At 39.5% G+C, this 9,262-nt stretch carries 5 protein-coding genes and 1 rRNA gene; 1 reads left to right on the top strand and 5 read right to left on the bottom strand.

Features of this window, described 5'->3' with window-relative positions; all coding sequences use genetic code 11:
- A 16S ribosomal RNA gene (locus ACVCDT_RS10180) occupies positions 1-328 on the bottom strand; the annotation flags it as partial.
- Positions 329-886: 558 nt separating this feature from the next.
- The gene (pssA, locus tag ACVCDT_RS10175) at positions 887-1,699 is read right to left on the bottom strand and encodes a CDP-diacylglycerol--serine O-phosphatidyltransferase (RefSeq protein WP_447132663.1); all 813 of its coding nucleotides are present in this window, start codon (positions 1,697-1,699) and stop codon (positions 887-889) included.
- 239 nt (positions 1,700-1,938) lie between these two features.
- On the opposite strand from pssA, the gene prsT reads away from it, so the two are divergent.
- Positions 1,939-4,728 (top strand): XrtA/PEP-CTERM system TPR-repeat protein PrsT, encoded by a 2,790-nt coding sequence (gene prsT / locus ACVCDT_RS10170; protein ID WP_447132662.1) that lies wholly within the window; start codon positions 1,939-1,941, stop codon positions 4,726-4,728.
- A gap of 82 nt (positions 4,729-4,810) precedes the next feature.
- Here the strand turns inward: prsT and clpB are convergent, their stop codons facing one another.
- From clpB to rluD, 3 genes are all read right to left on the bottom strand, one after another.
- Positions 4,811-7,381: an ATP-dependent chaperone ClpB gene (clpB, locus tag ACVCDT_RS10165; RefSeq protein WP_447132661.1), complete on the bottom strand. Its 2,571-nt coding sequence runs from the start codon at positions 7,379-7,381 to the stop codon at positions 4,811-4,813.
- Between the two features lie 107 nt (positions 7,382-7,488).
- Positions 7,489-8,253, bottom strand: coding sequence for a peptidoglycan editing factor PgeF (gene pgeF, locus ACVCDT_RS10160; RefSeq protein ID WP_447132660.1), 765 nt, complete (start codon positions 8,251-8,253; stop codon positions 7,489-7,491).
- 2 nt (positions 8,254-8,255) lie between these two features.
- The gene (gene rluD / locus ACVCDT_RS10155; RefSeq protein WP_447132659.1) at positions 8,256-9,239 is read right to left on the bottom strand and encodes a 23S rRNA pseudouridine(1911/1915/1917) synthase RluD; all 984 of its coding nucleotides are present in this window, start codon (positions 9,237-9,239) and stop codon (positions 8,256-8,258) included.
- Positions 9,240-9,262 lie beyond the last annotated feature (23 nt).

The following is a 9,262-nucleotide window of genomic DNA, read 5'->3' as shown; positions in this document are numbered from 1 at the left end:
TGGGCCGTGTCTCAGTCCCAGTGTGGCTGATCTTCCTCTCAGAACAGCTAGAGATCGTCGCCTTGGTGAGCCTTTACCTCACCAACAAGCTAATCTCGCTTAGGCTACTCTCTGGGCGGGAGCCGAAGCCCCCTTTGGTCCGTAGACGTCATGCGGTATTAGCTATCGTTTCCAATAGTTATCCCCCACCCAAAGGCATATTCCTAAGTATTACTCACCCGTCCGCCACTCGACATCATCTAGCAAGCTAGACATGTTTCCGTTCGACTTGCATGTGTTAGGCCTGCCGCCAGCGTTCAATCTGAGCCATGATCAAACTCTTCAATTAAATATATCGAAAATATGAATTTTTTTGGTGAACGCTCACTTCGTGAGTGTCCACACAGATTGTCTTGTTCTAATTGTTAAAGAGCATTGCTAACCTGAGTTAGCGGCTTAAGATACTGTCCGAAGACCCTCTCAAGCGGGAGGCGCATATTACGCTATCTCCATTTGATGTCAAGAATTTATTTAAAATATTTTCAAATTAAATCTTGCTGCATCCCGCATCAATCATAGCCTTGGCTATTTTACAAAGTGTTAACAAGGTCAACATTTTGTGGGATTCCTAAGTGGCCTCCCTTGAAGCGAGGGCGCATTATAGAGATAACAGATTCCCATGCAAGGGCTTTTTTAAAATAAATGTTTGAATGCTGATTTTTTGAACAAAAAGACGATTGTAAGCTATAAAAATGACGGTAATAGAGTATTTTAGAGCTGAAACACCTAAAAGCGTAAATTACACTTTGTAGCAGCCTAGTTATATATAGGCTTAAAAAAAAAAGCACTTAATCAGATTAAGTGCTTCTGCAGTTTAGATAGTTAAGCTAATTACTAATTAAGTAAACTAGTCTTGGGTTTTATTCTTGGTTTCAGTATTAGTAGAGGATTCGCTTTCTGCTTGAAAATCGTGGTCGTGCTCATCAGCATCGCCAACTACATGCTCAAGTCTTACCTTGTCGACTGTTCTAAAGGTATTAATTGGACCTGCTAATGCATAAAGCGCAAATACAATAAAGAGAACCAAGGCTGGCTCTGTTGCTACCACCACAAAAATCAGCATGATCAATAATAAAGCCACAAAGGGGACTTTACCGTGCCAATTTACTTCTTTAAATGAGTTGTATTTAAAGTTACTAACCATTAACAGCCCAGCCAGGCCAGTAACAATCGCAACAATAATGCCGTAATCGTCACCCTTTATGTCATATTCTACCCCAACCCAAATCAAGCCCGCGACTAAAGCGGCTGCAGCTGGACTAGCTAAACCTTGGAAATAACGTTTGTCGGCAATGCCTATTTGAGTATTAAAACGGGCTAAACGCAGTGCAGCACCTGCTACATAAATAAAGGCTGCTAACCAACCAATTTTTCCTAAACCAGTTAACCCCCAGTTATAGGCTACTAATGCGGGCGCTACGCCAAATGAAACCATGTCGGCCATTGAATCGTATTCTGCGCCAAATTCACTTTGAGTATTGGTCATGCGTGCCACTCGACCATCTAACCCATCAAATACCATAGCCACAAAAATTGCGACAGCTGCAGCCTCGAATCGGCCGTTCATAGAAGAAACAACGGCAAAGAATCCTGAGAATAACCCAGCTGTAGTTAATAGATTGGGTAATAGATAAATACCCTTACGTTTTTGTTCTGTCATTTAAGTACCTCGACTGTTTGACAATAGAATATCACAGTCAAGCTGTTGCAAAAGTAAATTACTAATATTTGTTAAAAACCAAGTGGTTTAGGAGTCATTAATTATTAACAATATTTTTCTAGTTTTTAATAAATCGTGTAAGAAATATATAGCGTTAAGTCATTATGATTTATTAGTGCTTAACAAAAGTATTGCATAGAGGTTAAAATATTTAATCATAACTAAAAAAGGTTGAATAAATGAAGTCTACATTGAAGCAGCTGTTGTATTTTTTTGTTCTTTTTTGCTTTTTAGCTGACCTCAATGCCACTAATAGTCATTATGAAAATGCATTACAGTCATTTCATAAGCAGGAATATAACAAAGCTCAAAACTCGTTAAAAAACGCACTACAAACCGACCCTAAAAACTTACCAGCAAAGTTATTATTGGGACAAATACACACTATAAACGGTTACTATGCTGCGGCAATCAAAGAATTAAAAGAAGCCATAGAATATAAAATAGACATACATTTGGTATTAGAACCATTGGCTAAGGCACTATTATTTAATCAGCAATATGAAGAGGTCATAGAATTAGGCCTGAGTCATGAATTGAATGATGAGATCACTTTTGAATGGAAGATTTTATCGGCTGTAGCTTATAGGAATATGAATAACCTTCAAAAAGCTCGAGAAGAATATAAAAATGCATTGACAGTTTTTAAAACCAATACTCGGGCCATTTTAGGGTTGGCTTACTTAGATCTACTAGAGAATAATTTAGAGCAGGCAGAAAAAGCTAGTAAATTGCTATTAAAAACAGCCTCTAAAGATTATAGAACCTGGCATTTAAAAGGAAAAATAGCTGAGTTCAAAAAAGATTATAAAAGTGCGATAGCAGATTACTCTCAATCTCTAGCATTATATTCCAATGATCTGATAACAAAACACTCGTTGGCCTACTCTTTGATTCTTGATAATCAAAACGACTTAGCTATCAAAGTGCTTGACGAAATTATTTCTCAATCAGGCAACGCTCCATTTGCAAAAATGTTAAAAAGTTGGGTTAACACGTCAAATAAACAAAAAGATATGGCCCATGAAATTGTTAATAAACTAACAGGTAAACTCACGTTAGTTCCAGATGAGATATATAACAAAAATGAATCAATATATTTAGTACAAGGGATGACTCATTATTTTGATAATAATTTAGAGCAAGCTCGTCGCTCTTTAATTAGACATATAAATATTAATCCTCCTGAAATTCTTTCGTCTGTAATGTTAGCAGATATTTACTTATCTTTAGGCCAACCAAGGACTGCAATTCAAGAGTTAGAGAAAATAGAAGAGTTGTTAATTGACGAACTAGATATCGCGTTAAAATTAATAGATTTATACATTCAAAATGGAAAGGATTTTAAAGCAGAATATTGGTTAGCTGAATTAAGAAATCGACACCCTACAGAAGTTGAAGTCATCTTAATGTCTTCTAAAGCACTCACAGCAAGAGGGATGGTTACACAAGCCATTAATCTAATAGAGCAATATTTACAAAAATTCCCAAATACAAATAGTTTGCTTCTAGCAAAAGGTTATTTATATATTCAGAGTGGTCAGTTTGATAATTCACTGGATATTGCAGAAACCCTAATTAATAAGGATAGACTTAACCTTGATTATTGGAATTTAAAAAGTTCTGTTTTACTAAAGATTGGAAGATATAAAGACGCTGAAATTGCCGTCAATAACATGTTGACCCTAAACCCTAATCATTTTTTAGGGCGATTTAATAAAGCCCTTTTATTGAAAAATACTGAACAGTTAATTCAGGCTAAAACTCTTCTTCAACAACTTGTTGAGGAGCAACCCCAACATAGCCCATCACAATTTCAATTAGCATTAGTTGAATCAGAATTAAATTTACCCACTTTGGCAATTAATCGCTTGGAAAAACTTACAAGCATTGAGTTTAATAACTTTAGTGCACAATTGTTGTTATTGGATCTATATCTATCAACTCAACAAACAAACTTAGCTCTTATACGAATTAATCAACTAAATAAAGAGTTTCCAACTGAGCCTGAATTTGCAGTAAAGAAAGCTGAAATTTTAATTAGCCACAAAGATTTTGCTAGCGCCAAGTTGCAATTAAATAAGCTCTATAATTTATGGTTAGAAAATCCTAATGACTTGTACCGCCTAAGTAGCATGCAACAGAGTGTAAATGATTACTCCGGAGCGAATGATTCTTTAACTAGAGCACTCACCTATGCACCAGAAAATCTCATACTCAATTTAGAATATGCAAAACTAAATTTACAATTGGGTGAAATATTACTAGCAGAGCAAGTAGTCGATTCAATGGTAAAGGTTTATGGGCTCACTCCCCTTATTTCTCTAATTCAAGGAGATATTGCTCTAGAGAAAAAAGCATATAGTGAAGCACATAATTATTATGTTCAGGCCATTTCCGAAGAGTCAGACTCTCAATCTGCAATTACTCGTTTATTTGAATTAGCACAATTAAAAGTAAAAGAGCCAGAGTTTTTAACTTTAATAACTGATTTAGTAGATGCTCAACCGTCAAATGATTGGCGTAGAAAAGTACTCGCTGATCATTTAATGAGCCAAAATAAAAAACAACAAGCTAAAGTCCATTATTTGAGATTGCTTGAAAACCAACAATCTCAAGTAAGTTATATGGTATTAGTAAATTTAGCCCAAATTTACATGGAAGAAGAAATTCAGCAAGCTTATGAATATTCACAAAAAGCATTAGATAAAGCCCCAACCGAGCCCAAGGTATTAGATACTCATGGATGGTTACTAGTGAAAATGGGACAATTAGAAGATGGATTAAAGACACTTCGTCAAGCACACGCAATTAGCTCCAATGAACCGACAATTCGCTATCATATTGCACATACCTTACAGCAATTAGGCCGAATATCGGAATCTCGAACCGAAGTTGAAGAAATACTTTCTATTTATAAGGACTTCCCTGAATACGAATCGGCCAAAAAATTGCTAGCTAGTTTGTAATATACGCACCTCTGTTAAAAAAATGGCTTGATGAAAGTATCAAGCCATTTTTTATTTAACCACTAAAAATTGAATATTTTAGTTAGGTTATTTCAAGTTTATTTTCTAACAAATCAATCTTAATCAATCCATCTTGTGATAATTCGCCAGATAATATTTTCTGCGCTAACGGATTCTCAATTTCCGTTTGGATCGCACGTTTTAATGGTCTTGCTCCGTAAACTGGGTCAAACCCAGCTTCTGCTAGCTTATCTAAGGCTGAAGCGGTTAATTCTAAGGTTAACCCTTTTTCAGCTAAGCGTTGTTGTAGTCCACTTAACTGGATTTTTGCAATGGCTTTAATCTGCTCTTTAGCCAGTGGGTGGAATACCACTAAGTCATCAACACGATTTAAAAACTCAGGTCTAAAGTGCTGACTGACTACGCCCATCACCATCTCTTTCATTTGCTGATAATGACTTTCACCGCTGACTTCTTGAATGATATCTGAGCCTAAGTTTGAGGTCATAATAATTACAGTATTCTTAAAGTCTACTGTGCGCCCTTGGCCATCGGTTAAGCGCCCATCGTCTAATACTTGCAATAAAATATTAAATACATCTGGGTGCGCTTTTTCTACTTCATCTAACAAGATAACAGAATAAGGTTTACGCCTTACTGCTTCGGTAAGATAGCCGCCTTCTTCGTAGCCAACATAGCCTGGAGGCGCACCAACCATACGTGCAACTGAGTGTTTTTCCATAAACTCAGACATATCTATGCGTACCATGGCTTCTTCTGTATCAAATAAAAAGCCAGCCAAGGTTTTACAAAGTTCGGTTTTACCTACGCCTGTTGGTCCTAAGAATAAAAATGAGCCTATAGGGCGGTTAGGATCAGATAACCCTGCGCGCGATCGTCTAATGGCATTGGCCACAGCAGTGACCGCTTCGCTTTGGCCCACTACCCGCTCATGTAAGGCTTGTTCCATAGATAATAACTTGGCTTTTTCACCTTCGAGCATTTTCGACACAGGTATACCCGTCCAGCGTGACAACACATCGGCAATTTCGTTTTCGGTAACTTTATTTTTTAATAAAGTGGTTTCTACATTCTCAGACTCAGAGGCAAGTTCTAACTTGGCTTCTAACTCAGGGATGCGCCCATATTGTAATTCCGACATACGGCTTAAATCTGAGGCTCGGCGGGCAATTTCTAAATCGAGTTTAGCTTGCTCTAACTCAGAACGAATCGACTGTGTGCCTTGCATGGCTTGTTTTTCAGCATTCCAAATTTTTTCAAACTCAGCAAACTTATGCTCGGCTTGCTCTCGCTCAAGCTCAATCACTTCTAAGCGTTTGTGACTGGCTTCGTCTTTTTCTTTTGCTAGGGCTTGTTCTTCTAACTTTAACTGAATAATACGGCGCTCGAGTTTGTCCATATCTTCGGGTTTAGAGTCCATTTGCAAGCGAATACTTGAGGCCGACTCATCAATTAAATCAATGGCTTTATCGGGCAATTGCCTATCACTAATATATCTATGAGATAAAGATGCGGCCGCGACTATAGCCGGATCAGTAATTTCCACCGAATGATGTAACTCATACCTTTCTTTTAGCCCACGTAAAATTGCAATAGTATCTTCAACACTAGGCTCATCCACCAACACCTTTTGGAATCGGCGCTCTAAAGCTGCATCTTTTTCGATAAACTGGCGATACTCGTTTAAAGTGGTGGCGCCAACGCAGTGCAACTCACCGCGCGCTAACGCTGGTTTTAACATATTGCCGGCATCCATTGCACCTTCACCTTTGCCTGCTCCCACCATAGTATGGAGCTCGTCGATAAATAGTATTACCCGCCCTTCTTCTTTGCTTAGTTCATTCAATACAGCTTTCAGTCGCTCTTCAAACTCACCTCTAAATTTCGCACCCGCCACTAAGGCGCCCATATCCAAAGACAACACTCTTTTGTTTTTTAGACCTTCTGGTACTTCAGAATTAATAATACGTTGAGCTAAGCCTTCGGCTATGGCGGTTTTACCCACACCAGGCTCACCAATTAACACGGGGTTGTTTTTGGTTCGCCTTTGCAACACTTGAATAGTGCGACGGATTTCATCATCGCGACCAATTACTGGGTCAAGTTTGCCTTGTTCAGCACGCTCGGTAAGATCTGTGGTGAATTTTTCTAAGGCTTGGCGAACATCCTCAGCATTTTGATCTGTGACTTTTTGTCCGCCTCGCATTTTCTCTATGGCTTGCTCAATTTTTTCTTGATTGGCGCCAGCTTGTTTTAAAATATCCCCCAATACCCCTTTATCTTGCAGGGCCGCAAGTACAAAGACTTCGGAGGTGATGTATTCATCTTTGCGTTTTTGCGCGATCTTGTCGCACAAATTTAATAACACCACGGTATTTTTACCAAGCTGCACATCACCACCCACCCCATCTACTCGCGGAAGTCGATCCACAGCTTGAGCTAAGGCTGAACGAAAGCTATTTACATTAATGCTGGCTTGGTCAAATAAAGGACGTACAGAGCCGCCTTGCTGATTAAGCAAAGCTGTCATCATATGTACCGGCTCTATATATTGGTGGTCTCTACCAAGCGCCAAAGACTGGGCTTCAGAAAGAGCCATCTGAAATTTATTGGTAAATCTGTCTAATTGCATAATATCACTCCACTACGCCAATGTTTGATGTGGATATGGGTGTTATTTAACCAGTTATCAAGTGAGCCGCCCCAGTATTACTTTTGGAATAACAGCTAAGCACTTGATTAACTTATATAAATAGCAGTTACCATTCTGCCAGTTGTGGCGGTTTTTGTAGGATCGGTTAACTGATGAGTGGCACGCCTATGAGAGAAAAAGCGCCCTTGATCTTGGTAGGTGCAAAACTCTCCGCCATAGACTTGCCCTACCCCAAGTTGAGTTAAAATTTGCCGGGCAATAGCATAAAGGTCAGCAAAGTATTTTTGTTCTGATGCTTGTAAATTTGGCCTAAAAGCCTGTGGAAAGTCTGCAAACACCTGTTTTACCTCAACCCCAACTTCGAAGTGCTGCTGACTGATGGCCGGCCCCAGCCATGCCATTAAATTTGAGGTTTTTACTGCCATGTCGGACACTGTATTTTGTATTATGCCATCGGCCAATCCGCGCCAACCAGCATGAATGGCCGCAACTATGCTGCCTTTAGTGTCACACAATAAAATAGGTAAACAATCTGCGGTCATCACTGCACAAACTTTATTTTTAGTGGTACAGAAACTTGCATCGGCCTGAATAGGCGCAGTAGTTTGAGGGGTAATGGTATCAATATTGACACATTTTGTACTGTGCGTTTGATTCAACCACACAATGTTTTGATGCTCAGCTAACAAAGTACGATTTTGCTCAACATTTAGAGAATTGTCCCCAACATGTTGAGCCATATTTAAACTGGCAAAGGGCGCCACACTGGTGCCCCCTTCCCGACAACTGGTATAGGCTTTAACCTTGGCAGGGGCTGGCCAGTTAGGCAAGATAAATTGCGCCTTAGGCACAGTTAGATTTCTCCCGAGCCATGTTCGGCTTTGTCTTCGCGTAACACTTGTAATAGGGCTTGAAAGTCGTCGGGTAAAGGCGCTTGCCAACTCATCCACTCGTGGGTGATGGGATGAGTTAGTTCTAACTGGATAGCATGTAAAGCCTGACGTCTAAATTGACGCAGCATATTGACCATATTTTCGCTACAAGCCTTAGGAGGTTTAGGGCGCCCGCCATAAGCCTGATCGCCAACTAGCGGATAACGCAAGTGCGACATATGCACTCGTATTTGATGAGTACGGCCAGATTCTAGTTTTAACCTTAGGTAAGTATGAGCGCGGAACTTCTCTTTTACTCGGTAGTGGGTCATAGCGGGCTTGCCCGACTCTCTTACTGCCATATTGGTGCGTTTGGTAGGATGTCGACCAATAGGCTCGTCTACTGTGCCACCCGCTACCATAGTGCCAATCACTACTGCTTCGTATTCGCGGCTAATTTCACGGGCTTGCAGTTGCTCTACTAAATGCGTTTGTGCAGGAATAGTTTTAGCCACCACCATTAAACCTGTGGTGTCTTTATCTAAACGATGCACTATGCCAGCTCTAGGCACATTGGCAATCTCTGGTGCATGATTTAATAAGGCGTTTAATACTGTACCATCGCCATTGCCCGCACCTGGGTGCACCACTAAGTTCATTGGTTTGTTGATGACTAAAATATGCTCATCTTCATAAACTATATCTAACTTAATATTTTGTGCCTTATGCTCAACTTGCACCTCAATCTGTGCATCTATAGTTATTTGCTCTTCACCCAAGAGTTTTTCTCTGGGTTTATTTTGAATTTGGCCATCAACTTTCACATTATTTGCCAAAATCCATTCTTTTATCCTCGAACGCGAATAATCAGGGAACATTTCGGCTAATGCCTGATCTAAGCGTTTACCAAATAAATGTTCGGGTACTTGGGCCTGTAATTGAATTTTTTCATGTGGAGTAGACATGCTTTAAACATCCTGAATGTGTT

The sequence above is a fragment of the Paraglaciecola aestuariivivens genome (assembly GCF_052983255.1).
This window is presented reverse-complemented; position numbering and strand designations above follow the sequence as displayed.